Source organism: Pseudomonas sp. BN505 (genome assembly GCF_029873175.1).
Classification (GTDB): Bacteria; Pseudomonadota; Gammaproteobacteria; order Pseudomonadales; family Pseudomonadaceae; genus Aquipseudomonas; species Aquipseudomonas putida.
On record NZ_SSOI01000027.1, the window covers coordinates 61148 to 85922 of the forward strand.

Annotated in this window: 20 protein-coding genes; 11 read left to right on the forward strand and 9 right to left on the reverse strand. The window is 62.9% G+C overall.

What is annotated here, in order from left to right; genetic code table 11:
* Positions 1-143: 143 nt before the first annotated feature.
* A complete protein-coding gene (gene lysA / locus E8E78_RS06245; RefSeq protein WP_049274351.1) occupies positions 144-1376 on the reverse strand; it encodes a diaminopimelate decarboxylase in 1233 nt (410 codons plus the stop codon).
* A gap of 123 nt (positions 1377-1499) precedes the next feature.
* Here lysA and E8E78_RS06250 point away from each other — a divergent pair, with 123 nt between their 5' ends.
* Positions 1500-2405 carry a LysR family transcriptional regulator gene (locus E8E78_RS06250; protein ID WP_049274349.1) on the forward strand — a complete coding sequence of 302 codons (906 nt, stop codon included), beginning with the start codon at positions 1500-1502 and terminating at the stop codon, positions 2403-2405.
* Positions 2406-2495: 90 nt separating this feature from the next.
* Here the strand turns inward: E8E78_RS06250 and E8E78_RS06255 are convergent, their stop codons facing one another.
* The gene (locus E8E78_RS06255) at positions 2496-2849 is read right to left on the reverse strand and encodes a hypothetical protein (protein ID WP_049274347.1); all 354 of its coding nucleotides are present in this window, start codon (positions 2847-2849) and stop codon (positions 2496-2498) included.
* Between the two features lie 273 nt (positions 2850-3122).
* Here E8E78_RS06255 and E8E78_RS06260 point away from each other — a divergent pair, with 273 nt between their 5' ends.
* Positions 3123-7988 carry an NAD-glutamate dehydrogenase gene (locus E8E78_RS06260; RefSeq protein ID WP_280337096.1) on the forward strand — a complete coding sequence of 1622 codons (4866 nt, stop codon included), beginning with the start codon at positions 3123-3125 and terminating at the stop codon, positions 7986-7988.
* Between the two features lie 220 nt (positions 7989-8208).
* Here E8E78_RS06260 and E8E78_RS06265 read toward each other — a convergent pair whose 3' ends face one another.
* A complete protein-coding gene (locus tag E8E78_RS06265) occupies positions 8209-9027 on the reverse strand; it encodes a pyruvate, water dikinase regulatory protein (protein ID WP_016485587.1) in 819 nt (272 codons plus the stop codon).
* A 179-nt stretch (positions 9028-9206) separates the two neighbouring features.
* Here E8E78_RS06265 and ppsA point away from each other — a divergent pair, with 179 nt between their 5' ends.
* The 8 genes from ppsA to E8E78_RS06305 all read left to right on the forward strand — a co-directional run bounded on the left by ppsA (position 9207) and on the right by E8E78_RS06305 (position 17420).
* Positions 9207-11582, forward strand: coding sequence for a phosphoenolpyruvate synthase (gene ppsA, locus E8E78_RS06270; protein ID WP_041167818.1), 2376 nt, complete (start codon positions 9207-9209; stop codon positions 11580-11582).
* 102 nt (positions 11583-11684) lie between these two features.
* On the forward strand, positions 11685-12677 hold the full coding sequence (locus E8E78_RS06275) for an alpha/beta fold hydrolase (protein WP_230676130.1): 993 nt from the start codon (positions 11685-11687) through the stop codon (positions 12675-12677).
* A gap of 215 nt (positions 12678-12892) precedes the next feature.
* Positions 12893-13384 carry a ribonuclease E activity regulator RraA gene (rraA, locus tag E8E78_RS06280; protein WP_049274340.1) on the forward strand — a complete coding sequence of 164 codons (492 nt, stop codon included), beginning with the start codon at positions 12893-12895 and terminating at the stop codon, positions 13382-13384.
* A 27-nt stretch (positions 13385-13411) separates the two neighbouring features.
* Entirely contained in the window at positions 13412-14407 is a 996-nt protein-coding gene (locus E8E78_RS06285; RefSeq protein WP_016500793.1) for a zinc transporter ZntB, read from the forward strand.
* Between the two features lie 87 nt (positions 14408-14494).
* Complete coding sequence (locus E8E78_RS06290) at positions 14495-14767, forward strand: hypothetical protein (protein ID WP_014591816.1); 273 nt, start codon at positions 14495-14497, stop codon at positions 14765-14767.
* A gap of 2 nt (positions 14768-14769) precedes the next feature.
* On the forward strand, positions 14770-15594 hold the full coding sequence (locus E8E78_RS06295) for a mechanosensitive ion channel domain-containing protein (RefSeq protein WP_016500792.1): 825 nt from the start codon (positions 14770-14772) through the stop codon (positions 15592-15594).
* A gap of 113 nt (positions 15595-15707) precedes the next feature.
* Complete coding sequence (gene sigX / locus E8E78_RS06300) at positions 15708-16274, forward strand: RNA polymerase sigma factor SigX (RefSeq protein WP_016500791.1); 567 nt, start codon at positions 15708-15710, stop codon at positions 16272-16274.
* A 111-nt stretch (positions 16275-16385) separates the two neighbouring features.
* On the forward strand, positions 16386-17420 hold the full coding sequence (locus E8E78_RS06305; protein ID WP_016500790.1) for an OmpA family protein: 1035 nt from the start codon (positions 16386-16388) through the stop codon (positions 17418-17420).
* A gap of 188 nt (positions 17421-17608) precedes the next feature.
* Here the strand turns inward: E8E78_RS06305 and cobA are convergent, their stop codons facing one another.
* The 5 genes from cobA to E8E78_RS06330 form a co-directional block, all read right to left on the reverse strand.
* Positions 17609-18349: a uroporphyrinogen-III C-methyltransferase gene (gene cobA / locus E8E78_RS06310; RefSeq protein ID WP_049274336.1), complete on the reverse strand. Its 741-nt coding sequence runs from the start codon at positions 18347-18349 to the stop codon at positions 17609-17611.
* A 28-nt stretch (positions 18350-18377) separates the two neighbouring features.
* Positions 18378-20048: a bifunctional protein-serine/threonine kinase/phosphatase gene (locus E8E78_RS06315; RefSeq protein ID WP_049274334.1), complete on the reverse strand. Its 1671-nt coding sequence runs from the start codon at positions 20046-20048 to the stop codon at positions 18378-18380.
* A 9-nt stretch (positions 20049-20057) separates the two neighbouring features.
* The gene (locus E8E78_RS06320) at positions 20058-21269 is read right to left on the reverse strand and encodes a nitrate/nitrite transporter (RefSeq protein ID WP_016500787.1); all 1212 of its coding nucleotides are present in this window, start codon (positions 21267-21269) and stop codon (positions 20058-20060) included.
* A gap of 196 nt (positions 21270-21465) precedes the next feature.
* Positions 21466-22041: an ANTAR domain-containing protein gene (locus E8E78_RS06325; RefSeq protein ID WP_016500786.1), complete on the reverse strand. Its 576-nt coding sequence runs from the start codon at positions 22039-22041 to the stop codon at positions 21466-21468.
* A gap of 9 nt (positions 22042-22050) precedes the next feature.
* Positions 22051-23265 carry a CmpA/NrtA family ABC transporter substrate-binding protein gene (locus tag E8E78_RS06330; protein WP_049274331.1) on the reverse strand — a complete coding sequence of 405 codons (1215 nt, stop codon included), beginning with the start codon at positions 23263-23265 and terminating at the stop codon, positions 22051-22053.
* Positions 23266-23411: 146 nt separating this feature from the next.
* On the opposite strand from E8E78_RS06330, the gene E8E78_RS06335 reads away from it, so the two are divergent.
* Positions 23412-24437 carry a quinone-dependent dihydroorotate dehydrogenase gene (locus E8E78_RS06335; RefSeq protein WP_016500784.1) on the forward strand — a complete coding sequence of 342 codons (1026 nt, stop codon included), beginning with the start codon at positions 23412-23414 and terminating at the stop codon, positions 24435-24437.
* 96 nt (positions 24438-24533) lie between these two features.
* Here the strand turns inward: E8E78_RS06335 and E8E78_RS06340 are convergent, their stop codons facing one another.
* Positions 24534-24749: a ribosome modulation factor gene (locus tag E8E78_RS06340; RefSeq protein ID WP_003248687.1), complete on the reverse strand. Its 216-nt coding sequence runs from the start codon at positions 24747-24749 to the stop codon at positions 24534-24536.
* Positions 24750-24775 lie beyond the last annotated feature (26 nt).

Here is a 24775-nt window from a genome sequence, read left to right on the forward strand (position 1 = left end):
CGCGAAACAGGCAACACGGTGGATGGCACCGGCTCTGCCGGTGTTCGCGGGCATGCCCGCTCCCACTGAGGTTGCGCCAGCTTCTGGATCTTGAGCAAGGCAGTTGCTCACACAAAGGCAGCGCGCGCACATTGAATACGTTGTTAGAACCCGGCCTCCAGGCTCAGCAGGTCCTGCACCGTCTGCCGCCGGCGAATCATTCGCAGCGTCCCGTCTTCGATCAGGAACTCCGGCAGCAACGGCCGGCTGTTGTAGTTCGACGACATCGATGCACCGTAGGCGCCGGCATCATGGATCACCAGCAGGTCGCCCACCTGAGCCTGGGGCAGGTCCTGCGGGGTCAGTTCCTGGTCATCCTGGGTGAACACATCACCCGATTCGCACAATGGCCCGGCCACAACAGTCGGCTGCCGTGGGCGGTCCACCGGCTGGCCGTTTGCGTCGAGCAGGGTCATGCCGTGGTAGGCGCCGTACATCGCCGGCCGCATCAGGTCGTTGAAGCCGGCGTCGATCATGACGAAGGTATTGCGGCCCACTTGCTTGACGGCACGCACTTCGGCCACCAGATAGCCCGACTCGGCCACCAGGAAGCGCCCTGGCTCGATTTCCATGCGTACGGGGTGGCCCAGCATCGCTTCGATTTCCTTGCGTGCCACCGCCCAGGTCTGGGCGTAGCGTTGCAGGTCGACCGGCTTGTCGGTGCTGCGGTAAGGGGTGGACAGCCCGCCGCCGATGGAGAACGCCTCGATATCCACGCCCAGGCGGCCGATCAGTTCGATCATCGAGCGGGCCACCTGCTCCAGGTGCTGATAGTCCACCCCGGAACCAATGTGCATGTGCACGCCCACCAGGTGCAGGCCATGAGTCTTGATGCACGCCAGCGCCTCGTCCAGCTCTTCGTGCCAGATGCCGTGCTTGCTGTTTTCGCCGCCGGTGTTGGTCTTGCGGCTGTGGCCATGGCCGAAGCCCGGGTTGATGCGGATCCACACGCGGTGGCCGGGCGAGCGTTCACCCAGTTGGCGCAGCATGTCGATGGAGCCGGCGTTGACTTCGATCTTCTCTGCCACCACGCGCTCCAGGGTTGGCCGGTCCAGCGCGTCGCAGGTCAGCACCACGCCGGCAGGGTCACCGTCCACGCTCGCACCCGCAGCGAAGGCCCGCTCCATTTCACCCAGCGACACGGCATCCAGCACCAGGCCGTGGGCGCGCATCAGGCGCAGCACATGCAGGTTGGGGTTGGCTTTCTGGGCGAAGCGTACGGTGTCAAATACGTTCAGCTGTTCGACACGCTCGGCGATGGTGCTGGCGTCGTACGCCCAAAGGGGCGAGCCGTGCTGGCGAACCGCCTCGGCCAGAAGGGTGAAGGGTACGGTCATGGTGGAGCTACTCGTATCAGGAAGGCCACGAGGATGAATCAAAGCGGGAATTCAGAAAAATAGCTATTTTTCTGCCAGTCATTCATATCTGATATACCCATTGTCGACTCACCGGGTGCTGCCGTGAAACTGTCCGTCCGCCACATTGAAGTGTTCCGCGCCATCATGGCCGCTGGCAGTGTCACCGGTGCGGCGCGCTTGCTGTTCACCTCGCAGCCCACTGTCAGCCGCGAATTGGCGCGGCTGGAGCAGGTGACTGGCCTGAACCTGTTCGAGCGCGAGGGTGGGCGCCTGGTGGCGACGGCCCAGGCGCTGCTGTTGATCGAAGAGGTCGAGCGTGCCTACGTCGGGCTGGAGCGCATTGATCGCTTTGCCCAGGCCATCCGCAATTTCGAGCAGGGACGGCTGGCCATCACCTGCCTGCCGCTGTTCTCCCAGACCTTGCTGCCCAAGGCCTGCCAGCGCTTCCATCAGCAGCACCGCGGTGTGAGCGTGAGCATCGTGGCGCAGGAGTCGCCGTTGCTGGAGGAGTCACTGGTTGCCCAGCAGCATGATCTTGGCCTGACCGAAATCGAGCAGATACCACGCGGCGCTTATGGCGAATTGCTGTTCAGCGCCAACATGGTGTGCGTGCTGCCCGAGCATGACCCGTTGCAGGCCAAGGCCGAGCTGGAGCTAAGCGACTTTCATGAGGTCGATTTCATCAACCTGGCCAGCCTGGACACCTACCGCCAGCGCCTGGACCAGCACTTTCGCGCGGCGGGGGTGAACCGCCGCACGGTGATCGAGACCACCAGTGCCGCCTCGGTGTGCGCGATGGTCAGGCAAGGCCTTGGGGTGGCGATCATCAACCCGCTGAGCGGCCTGGAGGCGGCCCAGGGCGGTTTGCCGATCCGCAGGCTGCGGGTGTCGGTGCCCTACCAGGTCATGCTGATACGCCCCGACCACCGGCCGGCATCGGCAGCGGTGGAGCCGTTTTGCGAGGCGCTGCGGGTGCAGGCCAAAGCGATGCAGGCAGCATTGCGCTAGCGCCTGAATCTCCCAAGGGATTTGTGCTGCCTTTGCCGGCGATGAGGCCAGTACAGGCAACAAAGGTCGGCCCTATGTGCAATCTGCGGTTCAGAGTTCGCAGACGAAGGTCCCGGTCCCGGTCAGGATGTTTTCCAGGGTTTGCTTCACTTCGTCCAGGTCGCTCAGGTCGCTGGTGAGGTTGATCTCCAGCACCTCGTCCCCCTTCAGCGCATCCTGGTCGCCGGCCGCCACTTCGATCAGCAGGCGCTTGGCACTCAGCGTCACTTTCAGCCCATCCAGCGTCGACGGCTCATCATCCAGGGTCAGGTCGACGGTGTCTTCGTCCGGGTAGCGGGTAAGCAGGAACATCTGTCCCTTGTCGCTGTGGCAGCACAGGGTCGCCATGTTGTCTTCCTCGTCATCGCAAGGGGTGGCGAACAGCAGGGCGGTGTTGATTTGCATGAGCAGGCTCGGATCAAAGGAAACGGAAGGGAATTCTGACAGTCTTGCGTACAGGCATAAACGTAAAGTTACCGCCCCTTGACCGAAATTGTCGCAGCGCTGCAAGCGTTGATGACCGATCAGTCGTTAAGCTTCGGCGAGCCCTGGGCGTGCCCGCGCACGTTCAACGCCTGTTTTTACCGTCCGCCTTGCCACGGGTTGGCTATCGTTGATCCGTACACGGCGCACGCAGCGACGCTTCAACTATTACAAAGCCCAAGCGGAGTACCACAGATGGCGTTCTTCACCGCAGCCAGCAAAGCCGACTTCCAGCATCAACTGCAAGCGGCCCTGGCGCAGCACATCAGCGAACAGTCCCTGCCACAAGTGGCGCTGTTCGCCGAGCAGTTCTTCGGCATCATCTCTCTGGACGAACTCACCCAGCGCAGGCTTTCCGACCTGGCCGGCTGCACACTGTCAGCCTGGCGCATCATCGAGCGTTTCGACCCCGAATACCCGCAAGTACGCGTATACAACCCCGATTACGAACGCAATGGCTGGCAGTCGACCCATACCGTGGTCGAGGTGCTGCACCACGACCTGCCGTTTTTGGTCGACTCTGTGCGCACCGAGCTCAACCGCCGCGGCTACAGCATCCACACCCTGCAGACCACCGTGCTCAGCGTGCGCCGCGGCGCCAAGGGCGAGCTGCTGGAGCTGCTGCCCAAGGGCACCCAGGGCGAAGGCGTGCGCCATGAGTCGCTGATGTACCTGGAGATCGACCGCTGCGCCAATGCTGCCGAGCTGACCGTGCTGACCCGCGAGATCGAGCAGGTGCTGGCCGAGGTACGGGTGGCCGTGGCCGACTTCGAACCGATGAAGGCCAAGCTGCGTGAAGTGGTGGCGCAGGTTGAACAGACCGCCTTTGGCCCAGCCCAGAACGAGAAGGGCGAGGTCAAAGCGTTCCTCGAGTGGTTGCTGGACAACCATTTCACCTTCCTGGGCTATGAAGAATTCACCGTCAAGGGCGACGCCGACGGCGGCCAGATGGTCTACGACGAGCAGTCGTTCCTCGGCCTGCCGCGCCGCCTGCGCGTGGGCCTGACGGCCGAAGAGCTGCGCATCGAAGACTACGCCGTGGCTTACCTCAACGAACCGCTGCTGCTGTCGTTTGCCAAGGCCGCGCTACCCAGCCGCGTGCACCGCCCGGCCTACCCGGACTACGTGTCGATCCGCCAGCTGGACGCCGACGGCAAAGTCATCAAGGAACACCGCTTCATGGGCCTGTACACCTCGTCGGTGTATGGCGAGAGCGTGCATGCCATTCCGTATATCCGCGTGAAGGTGGCTGAAGTCGAGCGCCGCTCGGGCTTCGACGCCAAGGCCCACCTGGGCAAGGAACTGGCTCAGGTACTGGAAGTGCTGCCGCGCGACGACCTGTTCCAGACGCCGATCGACGAGCTGTTCACCACCGTCATGGCGATCGTGCAGATCCAGGAACGCAACAAGATCCGCGTGTTCCTGCGCAAGGACCCGTACGGCCGCTTCTGCTACTGCCTGGCCTATGTGCCGCGGGAGATCTACTCCACCGAAGTACGGCAGAAGATTCAGCAAGTGCTGATGGAGCGCCTGAAGGCCAGCGACTGCGAGTTCTGGACCTTCTTCTCCGAATCGGTGCTGGCACGCGTGCAGCTGATTTTGCGCGTAGACCCGAAAAACCGCATCGACATCGACCCGCAGCAGCTGGAACGCGAAGTTATCCAGGCCTGCCGCTCGTGGCATGACGACTATTCGACGCTGGTGGTCGAGAACTTCGGTGAAGCCCAGGGCACCAACATCCTGGCCGATTTCCCCAAGGGCTTCCCGGCCGGCTACCGTGAGCGCTTCGCCGCGCACTCGGCAGTGGTCGACCTGCAGCACGTGCTGAACCTGTCGGAAAGCAAGCCGCTGGCGATGAGCTTCTACCAGCCGCTGACCCAGGTTGGCGAGCGTATCCTGCACTGCAAGCTGTACCACGCCGATACGCCCCTGGCGTTGTCTGACGTGCTGCCGATCTTGGAAAACCTCGGCCTGCGTGTGCTCGGCGAGTTCCCGTACCGCCTGCGCCATGCCAATGGCCGCGAGTACTGGATCCACGACTTCGCCTTCACCTACAGCGAAGGCCTGAGCCTGGATATCCAGCAGCTCAACGACACCCTGCAGGACGCCTTCATCCACATCGTGCGCGGCGATGCCGAGAACGACGCTTTCAACCGCCTGGTGCTCACTGCCGGCCTGCCATGGCGCGACGTGGCGCTGCTGCGCGCCTACGCCCGTTACCTGAAGCAGATCCGCCTGGGCTTCGACCTGGGCTACATCGCCAGCACCCTGAACAACCACACCGACATCGCCCGCGAGCTGACCCGGTTGTTCAAGACCCGCTTCTACCTGGCCCGCAAGCTCACCCAGGAAGACCTGGACGACAAGCAGCTGCGCCTGGAACAAGCGATCCTGACCGCGCTGGACGACGTGCAGGTCCTCAACGAAGACCGCATCCTGCGCCGCTACCTGGACCTGATCAAGGCTACCCTGCGCACCAACTTCTACCAACCGGATGCCAATGGCCAGAACAAATCGTATTTCAGCTTCAAGTTCAACCCCAAGCTGATCCCCGAACTGCCCAAGCCGGTGCCCAAGTTCGAAATCTTCGTCTATTCACCGCGCGTCGAGGGCGTGCACCTGCGCTTTGGCAACGTCGCCCGTGGCGGCTTGCGCTGGTCCGACCGCGAAGAGGACTTCCGTACCGAAGTACTGGGCCTGGTAAAAGCCCAGCAGGTAAAAAACTCGGTCATCGTGCCGGTTGGCGCCAAGGGCGGCTTCCTGCCGCGCCGCCTGCCACTGGGTGGCGGCCGTGACGAGATCGCCGCCGAGGGCGTGGCGTGCTACCGAATCTTCATTTCCGGCCTGCTCGACATCACCGACAACCTCAAGGACGGCGGCGTGGTGCCACCGGCCAACGTGGTGCGCCATGACGATGACGACCCGTACCTGGTGGTGGCGGCCGACAAAGGCACGGCAACCTTCTCCGACATCGCCAACGGCATCGCCATCGACTATGGCTTCTGGCTGGGCGACGCCTTTGCCTCGGGCGGTTCGGCCGGTTACGACCACAAGAAGATGGGCATTACCGCACGCGGCGCCTGGGTGGGCGTGCAGCGCCACTTCCGCGAGCGCGGCATCAACGTGCAGGAAGACCCGATCACCGTGATCGGCGTGGGCGACATGGCCGGCGACGTATTCGGCAACGGCCTGCTGATGTCCGACAAGCTGCAACTGGTGGCAGCCTTCAACCACCTGCACATCTTCATTGACCCGAACCCGGAGCCTGCGTCCAGCTTTGCCGAGCGCAAGCGCCTGTTCGACCTGCCGCGTTCGGCCTGGAGCGACTACGACACCAGCATCATGTCCGAAGGCGGCGGGATCTTCCCGCGCAGCGCCAAAAGCATCGCCATCAGCCCACAGATGAAAGAGCGCTTCGCCATCGAAGCCGACCGCCTCACCCCGACCGAGCTGCTCAACGCGCTGCTCAAGGCACCGGTCGACCTGCTGTGGAACGGCGGCATTGGTACCTACGTGAAGGCCAGCACCGAAAGCCACGCCGATGTCGGCGACAAGGCCAACGACGCGCTGCGGGTCAACGGCAACGAACTGCGCTGCAAGGTGGTGGGCGAGGGCGGCAACCTGGGCATGACCCAGCTTGGCCGGGTCGAGTTCGGCCTGAACGGCGGCGCCACCAACACCGACTTCATCGACAACGCCGGCGGCGTGGACTGCTCCGACCACGAGGTCAACATCAAGATCCTGCTCAACGAAGTGGTGCAGGGTGGCGACATGACCGAGAAGCAGCGCAACCAGCTGCTCGGCAGCATGACCGACGAAGTGGCCGGCCTGGTGCTGGGCAACAACTACAAGCAGACCCAGGCGCTGTCGCTGGCGGCTCGCCGTGCCCGTGAGCGGATTGCCGAGTACAAGCGCCTGATGGCCGACCTGGAAGCCCGTGGCAAGCTGGACCGCGCCATCGAGTTCCTGCCGTCCGAAGAGCAACTGGCCGAACGCCTGGCTGCTGGCCATGGGCTGACCCGCGCCGAGCTGTCGGTGCTGATTTCGTACAGCAAGATCGACCTCAAGGAACAGCTGCTGAAATCGCTGGTGCCGGACGACGACTACCTGACCCGCGACATGGAAACCGCCTTCCCGCCGTCGCTGGTGAGCAAGTTTGCCGACTCCATGCGCCGCCACCGCCTGAAGCGCGAAATTGTCAACACCCAGATTGCCAACGACCTGGTCAACAACATGGGCATCACTTTCGTCCAGCGCCTGAAGGAGTCGACTGGCATGAGCCCGGCCAACGTGGCCGGGGCCTATGTGATCGTGCGCGACATCTTCCACCTGCCGCACTGGTTCCGCCAGATCGAGGCACTGGACTACCAGGTGCCGGCAGAAATCCAGCTCACCCTGATGGACGAACTGATGCGCCTGGGCCGCCGTGCCACGCGCTGGTTCCTGCGCAGCCGCCGCAACGAGCAGGACGCCGGGCGTGATACCGCACACTTCGGGCCGAAGATTGCGCAACTCGGGCTCAAGCTCGATGAGCTGCTCGAAGGCCCGACCCGCGAACGCTGGATGGTGCGCTACCAGGGCTTTGTCGACGCCGGTGTGCCAGAACTGCTGGCGCGCATGGTGGCGGGTACCAGCCACCTGTACACCCTGCTGCCGATCATCGAAGCGGCCGACGTCACCGGTCACGACCCCGCCCAGGTGGCCAAGGCGTTCTTCGCCGTGGGCAGCTCGCTGGACCTGACCTGGTACCTGCAGGAAATCAGCAACTTGCCGGTGGAGAACAACTGGCAGGCGCTGGCCCGCGAAGCCTTCCGCGACGACATCGACCTGCAGCAGCGGGCGATCACCATTTCGGTGCTGCAGATGGCCGATGCGCCGGATGACATGGACGCCCGCGTGGCACTGTGGGCCGAGCAGCATCGGGTGATGGTAGAGCGCTGGCGTGCCATGCTGGACGACCTGCGCAATGCGACCGGCACCGACTATGCGATGTACGCGGTGGCTAACCGCGAGCTGGTCGACCTGGCCATGAGCGGGCAGGCGACGGTGGTGCCGTCCTGAGCCTTATGGTGAGGTAAAACAAAGCCCCGGCAGTGATGCCGGGGCTTTTTACTTGGTCATTCCACGGTCCGTGTAGGAGCGGCCTTGTGCCGCGAAAGGGGTGCGAAGCGCCCCCACAATTTACGCCTCAGGCTGATATCGCCGGGGCCGCTATGCTGCCCTTTCGCGGCACAAGGCCGCTCCTACCGGGACCGTGTCAGTCGGCTGGTCTACAGACTGCTTACTTGAACCGCCGCTCCACTCCTTTTTCCACCAGGATCTTCGCCGAAATCTCTTCCACCGAAAAATGCGTGGAATTGATGTTGGGTATGTTCTCCCGCCGGAACAGGCTCTCTACCTCACGCACTTCGAACTCGCACTGGGCAAAGCTGGAATAGCGGCTGTTGGGCTTGCGTTCATGGCGGATGGCGGTGAGGCGGTCTGGGTCGATGGTCAGGCCGAACAGCTTGCTGTGGTGCTTTTTCAGCACAGCCGGCAGTTGCAGGCGCTCCATGTCGTCTTCGGTCAGCGGATAGTTGGCGGCGCGGATGCCAAACTGCATGGCCATGTACAGGCAGGTGGGGGTCTTGCCGCAGCGTGACACACCTACCAGAATCAGGTCGGCCTTGTCGTAGTAGTGGGTGCGCGCACCGTCGTCGTTGTCCAGGGCGAAATTCACCGCCTCGATGCGTTCCATGTAGTTGGAATTGCCGCCGATCGAGTGCGATTTGCCCACGGAATACGACGAATGGGCGGTCAATTCCTGCTCTAGCGGGGATAAAAACGAAGAAAAGATGTCGATCATGAAGCCGTTCGACGTCGCCAGGATCTCCCGGATGTCCTGGTTGACGATGGTGTCGAAGATGATCGGGCGCACCCCGTCACGCTCGGCCGCAGCGTTGATTTGCTGGACCATGGTCCGCGCTTTGTCTGGCGAATCGATGTACGGACGGGTGAATTTGTTGAACGGAATGCTCTCGAATTGCGCGAGCAAACTCTGGCCCAGGGTTTCGGCAGTGATACCGGTGCCGTCGGAGATGAAGAACGCGGTTCGTTTCATTTGCGATCTGGGCCTTAAGCTGATGACGATTCTTGGATATGATAAGTTCGGTTTGCCGAATGCGGCTGTCGGCATTCTCACTTATTTTCCAGGTACAGGCCACAAACGCCCGGCCAAGTCACCGAAGACAGGCGGGCGCCTTTTTGAGCTTTTCCAACACAGTTAGTGGAGAGATCACCTTGGTAGAGTACGTAGTTTCCCTCGATAAGCTCGGCGTCCATGATGTAGAGCATGTGGGGGGCAAGAACGCATCCCTGGGCGAGATGATCAGCAACCTTGCCGGTGCTGGTGTATCGGTGCCGGGCGGCTTTGCCACTACGGCGCAGGCGTACCGCGATTTTCTCGAACAGAGTGGTCTGAACGACAAGATTCACGCCGCGCTCGACGCGCTGGATGTGGATGACATCAATGCCTTGACCAAAACCGGCGCCCAGATCCGCCAGTGGGTCATGGAAGCCGAGTTCCCTGCGCGTCTGGATTCGGAAATCCGAACCGCCTTCGCCGAAATGGCCGCTGGCAACGACAACATGGCCGTTGCCGTGCGTTCCTCGGCCACCGCCGAAGACTTGCCGGACGCCTCGTTCGCCGGCCAGCAGGAAACCTTCCTCAACATCCGTGGCGTCGACAACGTGATCCGCGCGGCCAAGGAGGTGTTCGCCTCGCTGTTCAACGACCGCGCCATCGCCTACCGCGTGCACCAGGGCTTCGACCACAAGCTGGTGGCCTTGTCGGCCGGCGTGCAGCGCATGGTCCGCTCCGAAACCGGCACTGCAGGCGTGATGTTCACCCTCGACACCGAGTCGGGCTTCCGCGACGTGGTGTTCATCACCGGCGCCTACGGCCTGGGCGAAACCGTGGTGCAGGGTGCGGTCAACCCTGACGAATTCTACGTGCACAAGCAAACCTTGCAGGCCGGCCGCCCGGCCATCCTGCGTCGCAACCTGGGCAGCAAGGCCATCAAGATGGTCTATGGCGAAGAAGCCAAGGCCGGCCGTTCGGTCAAGACTGTCGAAGTCGACCGTGCCGAGCGTGCGCGCTTCTGCCTGAGCGACGACGAAGTCAATGAACTGGCCAAGCAGGCCATGATCATCGAGCAGCACTACCAGCGTCCGATGGACATCGAGTGGGCCAAAGACGGTGACGACGGCAAGCTGTACATCGTGCAGGCACGCCCGGAAACGGTGAAGAGCCGTTCCAGCGCCAACGTCATGGAACGTTACCTGCTGAAAGAAAAAGGCACCGTACTGGTCGAAGGCCGCGCCATCGGCCAGCGCATCGGCGCCGGCAAGGTGCGCGTGATCAACGACGTATCGGAAATGGACAAGGTCCAGCCGGGCGACGTGCTGGTCTCCGACATGACCGACCCGGACTGGGAACCGGTGATGAAGCGCGCCAGTGCCATCGTTACCAACCGCGGCGGCCGTACCTGCCACGCGGCGATCATCGCCCGTGAGCTGGGTATTCCGGCCGTGGTCGGTTGCGGCAACGCCACCCAGCTGCTGAAAGACGGCCAGGGTGTGACCGTGTCCTGCGCCGAAGGCGACACCGGTTTCATCTTCGAGGGCGAGCTGGGCTTCGACATCAAGCAGAACTCGGTTGATGCCATGCCGGAGCTGCCATTCAAGATCATGATGAACGTCGGCAACCCCGACCGTGCGTTCGACTTTGCCCAGCTGCCCAACGCCGGTGTCGGCCTGGCGCGCCTGGAATTCATCATCAACCGCATGATCGGTGTGCACCCCAAGGCGCTGCTCAACTACGCAGGCCTGCCGCCGGAGCTCAAGGACAGCGTCGACAAGCGTATTGCCGGCTACAGCGACCCGGTCGGCTTCTATGTCGAGAAGCTGGTCGAAGGCATCAGCACCCTGGCTGCGGCCTTTTACCCGAAAAAGGTCATCGTGCGCCTGTCGGACTTCAAGTCCAACGAGTACGCCAACCTGATCGGCGGCAAACTGTACGAGCCCGAAGAAGAAAACCCGATGCTGGGCTTCCGCGGTGCGTCGCGTTACATCAGCGAATCGTTCCGTGACTGCTTCGAGCTCGAGTGCCGTGCACTGAAACGTGTACGCAACGAGATGGGCCTGACCAATGTCGAGATCATGGTGCCGTTCGTGCGTACCCTGGGCGAAGCCAGCCAGGTCGTCGACCTGCTCGCCGAAAACGGCTTGTCCCGTGGCGACAACGGCCTGCGCGTGATCATGATGTGCGAACTGCCGTCCAACGCCATTCTGGCTGAGGAGTTCCTTGAGTACTTCGACGGCTTCTCGATCGGCTCTAACGACCTGACCCAGCTGACTCTGGGCCTGGACCGTGACTCGGGCATCATCGCCCACCTGTTCGACGAGCGTAACCCTGCGGTGAAGAAGCTGCTGGCCAACGCCATTGCCGCGTGCAACAAGGCCGGCAAGTACATCGGCATCTGCGGTCAGGGCCCATCGGACCACCCGGACCTGGCCAAGTGGCTGATGGAGCAGGGCATCGAGAGCGTGTCGCTGAACCCGGACTCGGTACTCGAGACCTGGTTCTTCCTGGCCGAGGGCCAGGGCGCAGCCTGACGAGGTAAAACGCGGGGGGACGTCTGGCGTACCCCCGCCTGGTTTTTTCCAGGGCGTGTTCCAGTAATGGTTCCCGCCCTTTTTTGTGCACCAAGCAACCTTATGCAAAGCAGCAGCACTCTATTTCCCGTGGCCCTGCTCAGTGCCGAGCGGCGCGGCGACCTTAGCGAAGACGTGTACCGGATCAAGGCCGGCAATGGCCCTGACCCTAGCGTCGAGCTTGCCCTTACCCGTCTGGGGCTGGCCGATCAGGGCCAGCCTCTGGGTGTGCCGGTCATTCTTCTGCACGGCAGTTTTTCCAATCGGCGTTTCTGGTACTCGCCCAAAGGGGTTGGCCTGGGTGCGTATCTCGCCCGTGCCGGTTTCGATGTGTGGATCCCGGAAATGCGCGGCCACGGCCTGTCGCCACGTAACCACGCCTGGCAGCACAACAACGTAGCCGCCTATGCCCGTGATGACCTGCCGCTGATTGCCGCGTTCGTGCGCGAGCAGTCGGGCCAGGCGCCACACTGGATTGGCCATTCCCTGGGCGGCACTACCCTGGCGGCAGCCTTGGGTGGTGGCTTTCTTGCTGCCGGGGAGGTGGCCAGCGTTGCGCTGTTCGGTACCCAGATCAGCCGCGTCTACTGGCCGCTGAAAGTGCCACCGCTGGCCTGGGGCGCGAAGCTGGTGCTCAAGCGCTGGGGGCAGATTTCCGGGCCACGTTTCAAGCGTGGACCAGAGGACGAGCCCATCGGCCTGGCGCTGGAGAGCATGCGCTGGCACGGCCTGTTCGGGCGCTTTGGCGACAAGCAGAGCGACTGGTGGGCGGGGCTGGCAGAGGTGGATGTGCCGCTGCTGGCGGTGGCCGGCGCGGGGGACTTCCAGGACCCGGTGTGGGCCTGCCGAAAGCTGTTCGAGCAGTTGGGGGGGGAGCGCAAGCAGTTCCTGCGGCTGGGGCGTGAAGAAGGCTTCGACGCCTTCGGGCACGTCGACATGCTGGTGAGCAAGGCCGCGCAGGTGCAGGTGTGGCCGCTGGTGGAGCGCTGGTTGCGCAACCCGCTGTTGCCGGTGCATGCGTCCACTGTGGCGGTAGAGCCTTTGCCAGCCAGCTGATCCTGCATTAGCTGTGCCGGCCTCTTCGCGGGCACGCCCGCTCCCACAGGGATTTCACAGCACTGAAGTCTTGTGATATCCCTGTGGGAGCGGGCGTGCCCGCGAAGAGGCCCGCACAGGCTGAAGATGACCGTTTGGTCCTTGGTGACTGCGACAGCCTCCAAGGTGTAGCCTTGGCCGATACCCGCTTTCGTTGTGACTGACAGGAGCCTCCCATGCAGCATTACGTAACGCCCGACCTCTGTGACGCCTACCCGGAACTGGTACAAGTGCTGGAACCGATGTTCAGCAACTTCGGCGGCCGCGACTCGTTCGGTGGCCAGATCGTCACCATCAAGTGCTTCGAAGACAACTCGCTGGTCAAGGAGCAGGTCGAACTCGACGGCAAGGGCAAGGTGCTGGTAGTGGACGGCGGTGGCTCGCTGCGCCGCGCGCTGCTGGGCGACATGCTCGCTGAAAAGGCCGCCAGAAATGGTTGGGAAGGCCTGGTGATCTACGGCTGCGTGCGTGATGTAGACGTATTGATCCAGACCGACGTCGGCGTACAGGCCCTGGCCAGCCACCCGATGAAAACCGACAAGCGCGGCATCGGCGACCTCAACGTTGCGGTGACCTTCGCCGGTGTGACCTTCCGCCCGGGCGAGTACGTATATGCCGACAACAATGGCGTGCTGGTCTCGCCAAGCCCGCTGAAAATGCCGGAGTGATGCGCCGCACGCGCTGATGGAGCTTTGATGTTCGAGGAAGACAACGCGCAGTGGGGGCTGGTGCATGCCCTGGTGCTCGATGGTAAAGGCGGCGCGCGCTCGATTGCCCGTACTGAACTGGACGACCTGCAGCTGCAACCGGAGCAGAGCCTGTGGCTGCACTGGGACCGCAGCCATCCACAAACCCGCACCTGGCTGCTGCATGACAGCGGCCTGAGCGAGTTCGCCTGCGAGCTGCTGCTGGAAGAAAACACCCGGCCGCGCCTGCTGCCCATGGCTGACGAACAGCTGTTGCTGTTTTTGCGTGGGGTCAACCTCAACCCGGGCGCAGAGCCCGAAGACATGGTCTCGGTGCGCATCTTCGCCCAGGCGCAGCGGGTCATCTCGCTGCGCTTGCGGCCATTGCGCGCCAGTGACGAGATGCTTCAGTTGCTGGAGCAGGGCAGGGGGCCGAAGTCGGCGTCCGAGCTGTTGCTGCTGATGGGCGAACTGCTGACTGAAAAGGTCCAGGGCCTGGTCAGCGACCTGTCCGAACTGGTCGACCTGGAAGAAGAAAAGGTCGAATCCGACGAACGGTACACTCCGGAGAACGGCAGCCTGCAACAGATCCGCCGGCGTGCAGCGGGCCTGAGGCGTTTCCTGGCCCCGCAGCGGGAGATCTACGCCCAGCTGTCACGCAGCAAATGGAGCTGGTTTGCCGATGCCGATGCCGATTACTGGAACGAGCTGAACAACAGCCTGATCCGCTACCTCGAAGAGCTGGAACTGACCCGCGAGCGTGCCGCACTGGTGCTGGAAAGCGAAGACCGCCGGCGAAGCGAGCGGATGAACCGCACCATGTACCGCTTTGGCATCATCACCTGCATCTTCTTGCCCATGAGTTTCGTTACCGGGCTGCTGGGCATCAATGTCGGCGGTATCCCGGGGGCAGAAAACCCCTATGGCTTCCTGTTCGCCTGCATCGTCGTGCTTGGGCTGGCGGTGGGGCAGTGGTGGATGTTCCGGCGGTTGCGATGGGTCTAGGTGTTCATTTTGAAACATTCGTCCCAATCGGATGTGTGACCCATTGCCCGGCCATCTCGTCTCTTGCTGACACTGCGCGAGGTGCCCATGCACGATCCGTTTGAAGAATCCCTGCGTGACCTGCTCAAGGCGTCACCCTCCGGCAATGACCGCGATGACCGGGATGACGCTGCCTGCCTGGGTCGCGTGCTGAAAACCGCCAACCGCCAGGTTGGCGCGGGCGATCTGTTCAGCCTGCTTGGCCGCTGGAGCCAGGCGCTGCTGATTGCCGTCAATAATGGCTCGGCGCATGTCGCGCCGGTGCGTCGACACTCTTCCCGCAACGCTGCCACCGGCAGCAAAGCAGATAAGGCCGATTGAATATGGAACTCGATCTCTGGACCCAGAGCCTGGTCGCCGCGATGACTGCACTTTGGACCAAGGTAGCGAACTTCATCCCCAACCTGTTCGGCGCGCTGGTCGTGGTGCTGCTCGGTTTCGTGGTGGCCAAGCTGCTCGACACGCTATTGTCCAAACTGCTGGCCAAGCTTGGCCTTGACCGCCTGATGGCCGGCACCGGCCTCACCAAGATGCTCGGCCGGGTCGGTATCCAGGTGCCGATCTCGACCTTGATCGGCAAGATTGTCTACTGGTTCGTGCTGCTCATCTTCCTCGTCTCGGCCGCTGAGTCGCTAGGCCTGGAGCGGGTTTCCGCGACCCTCGACATGCTCGCCCTGTACCTGCCAAAAGTGTTCGGCGCCGCCTTGGTGTTGCTGGCCGGCGTGCTGCTGGCGCAGGTGGCCAACGGGCTGGTGCGCGGCGCCGCCGAAGGCATCGGCCTGGAATATTCGGCAGGCCTTGGGCGTATTACCCAGGGCCTGGTGATCATCATCAGCATCTCGGTTGCCATCAGCCAGCTGGAGGTGAAAACCGACCTGCTGAACCACGTGATCGTCATCGGGCTGATTACCGTTGGTCTGGCGGTAGCCCTGGCAATGGGCCTTGGCAGCCGCGAAATTGCCGGGCAGATTCTGGCCGGTATTTACGTGCGTGAGCTCTACCAGGTCGGCCAGCAGGTGCGAATTGGAGAGGTCGAAGGGCATATCGAGGAAATCGGCACGGTCAAGACAACGCTGCTGACCGATGATGGCGAACTGGTGTCGCTGGCCAATCGCGAGCTGCTTGAGCAGCGCGTCAATAGCCGCTAACCGCACAAAAGCTGTTAATGTATGCCGCCGCGAAATTCGACCCACGGGGTCGCGCGGCGACATTGACCTGACTGTCGGCCAGATCCGTTTTGAATAAAGTTCATTCGCCGCCCATGCGTTATGACCCCCGCGAGCTCACCGATGAAGAGTTGGTGGCGCGTTCGCATGAGGAGCTGTACCACGTTACCCGCGCCTATGAGGAGCTCATGCGGCGCTACCAGCGGACCCTGTTCAACGTCTGTGCGCGTTATCTGGGGAACGACCGTGACGCGGACGATGTCTGTCAGGAAGTGATGCTCAAGGTGCTGTACGGGCTGAAGAACTTCGAGGGTAAATCCAAGTTCAAGACCTGGCTCTACAGCATCACCTACAACGAGTGCATCACCCAGTACCGCAAGGAGCGCCGTAAACGCCGGCTGATGGATGCCTTGAGTCTGGACCCTATCGAAGAGGCGTCCGAAGACAAGGCCCCGAAGCCGGAAGAAAAAGGCGGGCTGGACAAGTGGCTGGTGCATGTGAACCCGATTGACCGGGAAATTCTGGTGCTGCGTTTTGTCGCAGAGCTGGAATTTCAGGAAATTGCAGACATCATGCACATGGGCCTGAGCGCAACGAAAATGCGCTACAAGCGTGCGCTAGACAAGCTTCGTGAGAAATTTGCCGGCCTTGATGAAACTTAGTGGCGTGCAAATATCTCTAACGAATCGGCGAGTTCTGCTAGACTTGCCGTCGAGTTGTCCCCCTTGTTTGTGGTGGGACTGCTTAACTATCACCAGATGGGGATTTAACGGATGAAATTGAAAAACACCTTGGGCTTGGCCATTGGTTCGCTCGTAGCCGCCACCTCGATTGGCGCTATGGCACAAGGCACAGGCGCTGTGGAAGTCGAAGGCTTCTACAAGAAAGAATTCTTCGACAGCCAGCGTGACTTCAAGAACGACGGCAATCTGTTCGGCGGCTCGATCGGTTACTTCCTGACCGACGACGTTGAACTGCGCCTGGGTTACGACGAAGTTCACAACGCTCGTGGCGAAGACGGCAAGAACATCAAGGGCTCGAACACCGCCTTGGACGCCGTTTACCACTTCAACAACCCGTATGACGCCATCCGTCCGTACGTTTCCGCTGGTTTCTCGCACCAGTCGCTGGGCCAGACCGGCCGTGGCGGTCGTGACCACTCCACCTTCGCCAACGTTGGCGCTGGCGCCAAGTGGTACATCACCGACATGTTCTACGCCCGTGCCGGCGTAGAAGCTCAGTACAACATCGACCAGGGCGACACCGAGTGGGCCCCAAGCGTTGGTGTTGGTCTGAACTTCGGCGGTAGCCCGAAGCAAGCCGAAGCCGCTCCAGCTCCAGTTGCTGAAGTTTGCTCCGACTCCGACAACGACGGCGTTTGCGACAACGTCGACAAGTGCCCAGACACCCCGGCCAACGTTACCGTTGACGCCGACGGCTGCCCGGCTGTTGCCGAAGTCGTTCGTGTTGAGCTGGACGTCAAGTTCGACTTCGACAAGTCGGTCGTCAAGCCTAACAGCTACGGCGACATCAAGAACCTGGCTGACTTCATGAAGCAGTACCCACAAACCACCACCGTGGTTGAAGGTCACACTGACTCCGTGGGTCCAGACGCTTACAACCAGAAGCTGTCCGAGCGTCGTGCCAACGCTGTCAAGCAAGTCCTGACCCAGCAGTACGGCGTAGAATCTACCCGTGTTGACTCGGTAGGCTACGGCGAAACCCGTCCGGTTGCTGACAACGCCACCGAAGAAGGCCGTGCTGTCAACCGTCGCGTTGAAGCTCAGGTAGAAGCTCAGTCCAAGTAATTGGCCTGATGTTTCATGAAAAACCCGGCCTCGGCCGGGTTTTTCTTTGCCTGGGTTTTAACCGGCCTCACAGCCTGCACAGCACTTGCAGGAGCAGCCTTGTGCTGCGAAGAGGCCGGTAAGGGCAAAGGTATCCTGTCGCTGTAATGGCCTCTTTGCAGGACGAAGCTGCTCCTGCAGTGACGGGTTTAGCCCGCGATTGAAACAAGCTCCAGAGCCTGCTGTTCCCCAACCACTTCCCCAATCACCAGAATCGCCGGGCTACGCAAGCCAAACCTTCGCGCATCTTCAACCATGCCCAGCACATCGCTCCTGCACTCACGCTGCTGCGGCATCGAGGCATTTTCGATCATCGCCACCGGCATGCCCGGTGCCATGCCCCCCGCCAGCAAGCCCTGGCGTACCTGCTCCAGCCGCGCCACCCCCATGTAAACCACCAGCGTCGTCCCGCCCTGTGCCAGAGCCGTCCAGTTCAGCTCGCTGTCGTCCTGGGTGTGCGCCGTCACCAGCGTCACCCCGCGGCTGACGCCGCGTGAAGTCAGCGAAATGCCGCATTGCGTGGCGCCTGCCAGGCCCGCCGTGATGCCGTTGACCAGCTCCACCTCGATGCCATGTCCCTGCAGCCATAGCGCCTCCTCACCTCCGCGACCAAAAATACACGGGTCGCCACCCTTGAGCCGTACCACGCAACGCCCTTGTCGAGCATGGCGCAACATCAGGCGCTGGATGAACGCCTGTGGTGTGGAGCGGCAGCCGCCGCGCTTGCCCACTGCGATCACCCGGGCCTGGGGGCAATGTTCCAGTACTGCCGGGTTGACCAGGTCGTCGATCATCACCACGGCGGCTTGCTGCAGGGCACGTACCGCCTTGAGGGTGAGCAGTTCAGGGTCGCCAGGGCCGGCACCCACCAACCAGACTTTTGCATTCATCGGGGTACTCCTCATCGGCAGGGTGCGCTCAGCCTTTTAGCAGGCTGAGCAGCAAAATCAGGTTGAACAGCAGGGACAGCAGGGCCAGCGTGCGCCACACCTTCAGCGGCTCGCGCTCCAGCAATGGCCTTGGCCGGTTGGGCAGCTCCTGGCGGTCGCCGCGTTCAAGCAGCAGCAGCCAGTGTTCGGCCGTTTCGAAGCGTTGCGCCGGGTCGGTGGCTACCGCCTGTTGCAGGTTGTGCTGCAGCCATTCCGGTAGGTCGGGGCGGTAGCGTGCGGCGTTGACTGGCTGGCCGAAACGCGGGCGCTGGAAGGCTTCAACCTCGCCATACGGGTAGTGCCCGGTCAGCAGGTGGTACAGCGTCACGCCCACGGCATACAGGTCTTGGCGTGGGCTGGGCGGTTGGCCGTCGAACGCTTCCGGGGCGAGGTACGAGGGTGTGCCGGGCACGTCGTGCAGCGGGTCTTCGGACAGGCCTGGGCAGTAGGCCAGGCCGAAGTCCAGCAGGCGCAGCTGGCCATCGCTGCCCAGGTGCAGGTTGTCTGGCTTGATATCGCGGTGCAGCAGGTTGCGCCGGTGCAGCACGCCGACCGCCTGCAGCAGTTGCCGGGCCATTTCCAGCCACTGTGGCAAGGGCAGCGGGCCGTGTTCGGCCAGCAGCGTTGCAAGGGTCTGGCCGGGGTATTCGCGCATCACGTAGTACAGGTGTTGCCGCTGGCTGGCTGCATGCAGCTCGGGGAAATGTCGGCCAGCGACCCGGCGCAGGAACCATTCTTCCAGCAACAGCCCTTGCGCCGCCTTCGGCTCCTGCTCGCGTGCGCCAGGCAGGGTCTTGAGCAGCCAGGTTTGACCTTGGCCGTCGCGCACCCGGTACAGCAGCGACTGGCGGCTGTGCGACAGCAGCTGTTCGGTAAGCCAGCCATCGATCACCTGGCCTTCGCGCAGGGGGCCGGGTAACGGCCATTGCTGCAGCTGTGCCAGGGTGTCACCGAGGTTGGCCGTGCCCAGTTGCTCGACCTTCACCAGCAAGGCGCTGGCGTTGTCCTGGCTGCCATTGAGGTGCGCGCTGGCAACCAGCGTGTCGACGGCCAGTTGCAGGTCGGGCTGTTCACGCAGCACCGCCTGGATGTGCTGGTCGCCCAGGCTGGCCCAGACTCCGTCGCTGAGTAGCAAGAAGCACTCATCCGGCTGCAGCTCGCCCTCCAGGTAATCCACCAGCAGATGTTGGTCCAGGCCCAGCGCGCGTTTCAGCACATGCTGCATGCCCGGCTGGTCCCACACATGGTCTTCGCTCAGGCACTGCAGGTGCCCGGCGTGCCAGCGGTAAACACGACAGTCGCCGACATGGGCCAGGGTGAATCGTCGGCCCCGCAGTACCAGTGCGCTGAGGGTGGTCAACAATGGCTGGCCGCTGCCTTGAGCGCGCAGCCAGCGGTTCTGTGCCAGCAGCAGGCGGTCGAGTGCCTGGGCCACGCTCCAGGTGGCGGGGGTGGCGTAGTAGTCCAGGGCCAGCGCCTGCAAACTGGCGCGTGCTGCCAGGCCACCATCGGCGCATTGGCTGACGCCGTCGGCAAGCGCGAACAGGTAGCCCTTGCTGGCGGCCAGCTCTGGCGCCGGGGTCACCAGGCGCAGGGCGTCCTGGTTTTCCGCGCGCGGCCCGGTGGCGCTGGCCTGGGCAAAGCTCAGTTGCAGGCTCATCGGCGTGCCTCAGACCCGCGCTGCAGTGATTGCAGCCGAGCCCCAGGTGGTGCGCCAGCGCTGTTTCACGCCATGCAGGCCGAACCACGCCAGCAGGCCCAGGCTGGCGAACAGCCACAGCCCCAGCTGGTAATCGCCGGTGTGCTGCTTGATGGTGCCGAGCCCTGCCGCCAGCAGGAAGCCCCCAATACCGCCGGCCATGCCGATCAGCCCGGTCATTACGCCGATTTCCTGGCGGAAGCGTTGTGGCACCAGTTGGAATACCGCGCCATTACCAGCGCCCAAGCCCAGCATGGCGCTGATGAACAGTGCCAGTGCGGCGGCGGCAGACGGCAGGTTGAAACCGACTGCGGCAATGCAGATGGCGGCCACGCTGTACATGCCCAGCAGGGTGCGGATGCCGCCGAAGCGGTCGGCCAGGGCGCCGCCGAGTGGGCGCATCAGGCTGCCGGCGAACACGCAGGCAGCGGTGTAGTAGCCGGCAGTGACCGGGTTCAGCCCGTACTGGTCGCTGAAGTAGCCGGGCAGGGCGCTGGCCAGGCCAATGAAGCCGCCGAAGGTGACACTGTAGAAGAACATGAACCACCAGCTGTCACGGTCGCCGAGGGCCTTGAGGTAGTCCGCCATTGCTTTGGGCTTGGGGCGCTCTGGGGCGTTGCGTGCCAGCAGGGCGAACACCACCAGCGCCAGCGTCAACGGAATCAGTGCAAAGCCGAACACATTGTTCCAGCCAAAGCCGGCGGCCAGCGCCGGGGCCAGCAGGGCGGCGAACACCGTGCCGGAATTGCCGGCGCCAGCAATGCCCATGGCCTTGCCCTGGTGTTGTGGCGGGTACCACTGCGATGCCAGCGGCAGCGACACGGCGAACGAAGCGCCGGCAAAGCCGAGGAACAAGCCCAGCAGCAGCACCTGTTCATAGCTGTGTACGCCGAAGTGCCAGGCCGCCGCCAGCGCGACGATGACCACCACCTGGCCGATCAGCCCTGCGGTCTTGGGTGACAGGCGGTCGACCAGCACGCCCATGGCAAAGCGCAGGATCGCCCCGGAGAGGATCGGCATGGCTACCATCAGGCCCCGTTGTTGTGCACTGAGTTGCAAGTCACCGGCAATCTGCACCGCCATCGGGCCCAGCAGGTACCAGACCATGAAGCTCAGGTCGAAGTACAGGAACGCAGCGAACAACGTGGGCACATGCCCGGATTTCCAGAAGCTGGTACTCATCGAACACCTCACTCGGCAATGCAACGGAACGAAAAAGACGCCGCTACCCACTCCAGGAAGGTGGAGGGGAGAGCGACGTCTTTGTCGGGATTTAAGTGGGGCAACCGCCGTTGGCTACCGGTGTAAATACATCAGCAAGAGCCGGGCCAATTCGGAATATCGAGCAGAGCGGACTTTGTGGGAGCGGCCTGCGCTGCTAGCCGAGCATCTCGTGCATGGCAATGATCTGCTCTGCCACCTGGATCAGCTTCTGCTGTCGGCTCATGGCCTGGCGGCGCATCAGGGTGTAGGCCTGTTCTTCGTTGCAGTCTTTCATTTTCATCAGTAAACCTTTGGCCTGCTCGATGCGTTTGCGTTCGGCCAGTTGCTGGTCGCGTGCCACCAACTGCGCCTTAAGTGCCTGGTCGCTTTCGAAACGGGCCATGGCCACATCCAGAATCGGCTGCAGCCGGGCAGCATGGATGCCTTCGACAATGTAGGCACTGACCCCCGCCTGGATCGCTTGGCGCATCACCCCAGGGTCATGCTCGTCAGTGAAAAGCACGATGGGGCGCGGCTGGTCACGGCTGACCAACACCACCTGTTCCATCACATCACGGTCAGGTGAGTCGGTGTCGATCAGCACTACATCCGGGCGCACCGTTTCGACGCAGGCGGGCAGGTCGATGGTCAAGCCTGGGGCTTCGGTGACCTCGAAGCCCGCCTCGATCAACGCCGCCTTGAGGCGGCCGAGTTTGTGCTGGGTGTCGTCAATCAGCAGGATGCGCAACATATTGGTCCCTCACGCGCCGACACGGGCACCGGGCAATTCGCCCAGTGCATGCAGGCTGAAACTGCGGGCGTAGCCGTAGGGGTCGCTGCCGTCCCAGCAGCTGCCGTCAATCAGCAGGCTGCTGCGCATCGGCAGCGAAGGGCACGCTACGCCAAGGCTTTGCGCCGCCTCGCTGTACAGTGCCAGTTGTTGTACCTGGCGGGCCACGTCGAGGTAGTCGGGGTCTTCGCGCAGCAGGCCCCAGCGGCGGAACTGGGTCATGAACCACATGCCGTCAGACAGATACGGCAGGTTGGCCCGGCCATGGTCGAACAGGCGCAGGGCATGCCGGTCTTGCCAGTGGTTGCCCAGGCCATCCTGGTAGTGGCCGAGCAGGCGTGGCTCGATGCTCTCCAGCGGCGTGTCCAGGTAGGCGCTGCCGCTGAGCAGTTGCGCGGTGCTGCGGCGGTTTTCCGGGCTTTGCTCGATGAACCGGCTGGCGGCGAGGATTGCCTTGATCAAGGCGCGGGCGCTGTTGGGGTACTGCTCGGCAAAGGCGCGGGCACAGGCCAGGACTTTTTCCGGGTGGTCCGGCCAGATCGACTGGCTGGTGGCGAGGGTGAAGCCTTGGCCCTTGGCAACCGCATCGGCGGCCCAGGGCTCGCCCACGCAAAAGCCGTCGATGCGCCCGGCCTGGATATGTGCGGCCATTTGTGCCGGGGGCACCACCACGCTGTCGACGTCGCGCAGTGGGTGGATGCCCTGGCTGGCCAGCCAGTAATACAGCCACATAGCGTGGGTGCCGGTGGGGAATGTCTGGGCGAATGTAAGGCGCGCGCCATGCTGGTGCACCAATCGCGCCAGTGCTTCAGGGTTGGTCACGCCTTTGCGCTGCAGGGCCGGGGACAGGTTGATCGCCTGGGCGTTCTGGTTCAGCCCCATGAGCACCGCCATATCACTGGCCGGTACGCCGCCAATGCCAAGATGCACGGCGTAGACCAGGCCATACAGGCAGTGCGCGGCGTCCAGTTCGCCGCTGACCAGCTTGTCGCGCAGCCCCGCCCAAGAGCCCTGGCGCTTGAGGTTGAGGGTAAGGCCGTGTTGCTGGGCGAAGCCCTGGGTGGCCGCGACCACCACCGAGGCGCAGTCGGTCAGGGCCATGTAGCCGATGTTCAGGCTGGGCTTCTCGGGCGCATCGCTGCCGTTGACCCAGGCCAGGGGCGTTGCTCGGGGTGCAGTGTTCACAAGGTTCCTCGCCTGTACTGATTAGGCTGTGGGCCAAACCGGTGCAACCGATGTGCCAGGCCTGCAGTGGCCCCATGATTTACTGTCCTGTCAGCGCCACGGTGGCTATAATCGCCCCCTCACTCACCCCCGAGTCTTGCCCGCCCATGTATACCCTGGCCCGCCAGCTGCTGTTCAAGCTTTCTCCGGAAACTTCCCACGACCTGTCCCTGGACCTGATCGGTGCCGGTGGCCGCCTTGGCCTCAACGGCATGCTGTGCAAGCAGCCGGCGGCCTTGCCGGTTTCGGTCATGGGCTTGAACTTCGCCAACCCGGTGGGCCTGGCTGCCGGCCTGGACAAGAACGGCGCGGCCATCGACGGTTTTGCCCAGCTGGGCTTCGGCTTTGTCGAGATCGGTACCGTCACCCCGCGCCCGCAGCCGGGCAACCCCAAGCCACGGCTGTTCCGCCTGCCGGAGGCCACGGCCATCATCAACCGCATGGGCTTCAATAACCTGGGTGTCGATAACCTGCTCGACCGGGTACGAGCCTCGCGCTACAGCGGTGTGCTGGGCATCAACATCGGCAAGAACTTCGACACCCCGGTCGAGCGTGCCGTCGATGACTACCTGATCTGCCTGGACAAGGTGTACACCGCCGCCAGCTACATCACCGTCAACGTCAGTTCGCCGAACACCCCGGGCCTGCGCAGCCTGCAGTTTGGTGATTCGCTGAAGCAGCTGCTCGATGCCCTGGCCGTGCGCCGTGAGCAACTGGCCGCTACCCATGGCAAGCGCGTGCCGCTGGCCATCAAGATTGCCCCGGACATGAGCGACGAAGAAACCGCACTGGTCGCAGCCGCGCTGATGGAATCGGGTATGGATGCGGTAATTGCCACCAACACCACGCTGGGTCGTGAAGGTGTCGAGGGGCTGCCGTACGGTGGCGAGGCGGGCGGCCTGTCGGGCGCGCCGGTGCTGGAAAAGAGCACCCACATCGTCAAGGTGCTGGCAGGCGAGCTGGGCGGCAAGCTGCCGATCATTGCTGCCGGTGGCATTACCGAAGGCCGCCACGCTGCCGAGAAAATCGCCGCCGGGGCGAGCCTGGTGCAGATCTACTCGGGCTTCATTTATAAAGGCCCGGCACTGATCCGCGAGGCGGTGGACGCTATCGCGGCAATGCCACGGGTTTGATCGACAGGCAAAAAAAGGGCCCCTTCAAGGGGCCCCTGGGCCTTCGCCCGCCGCCCGGATGGGGCGTGCATGGTAAATCGAATTCAGTGTCCTCGATCAGCCAACGGCGTGATTTTCGTTGAGTCTATGGATGCCAGCGGTGCCAGTCATTCCGTCCCAGTTATCACCGCGACCTTCGCGCCAGCCGTTGATCCAGGCTTGGCGAACAGAAGGAAGATTGAAGGGGCAAAGTTCGCGGGATTTGCCGGTGACCCCGTATTGGTAGCCACGTGAATATGCTCTTTCCAACGGATCACGCTTAAGTCTTCTCATAGGGTGTTGCCCTCACTTGTTGACTG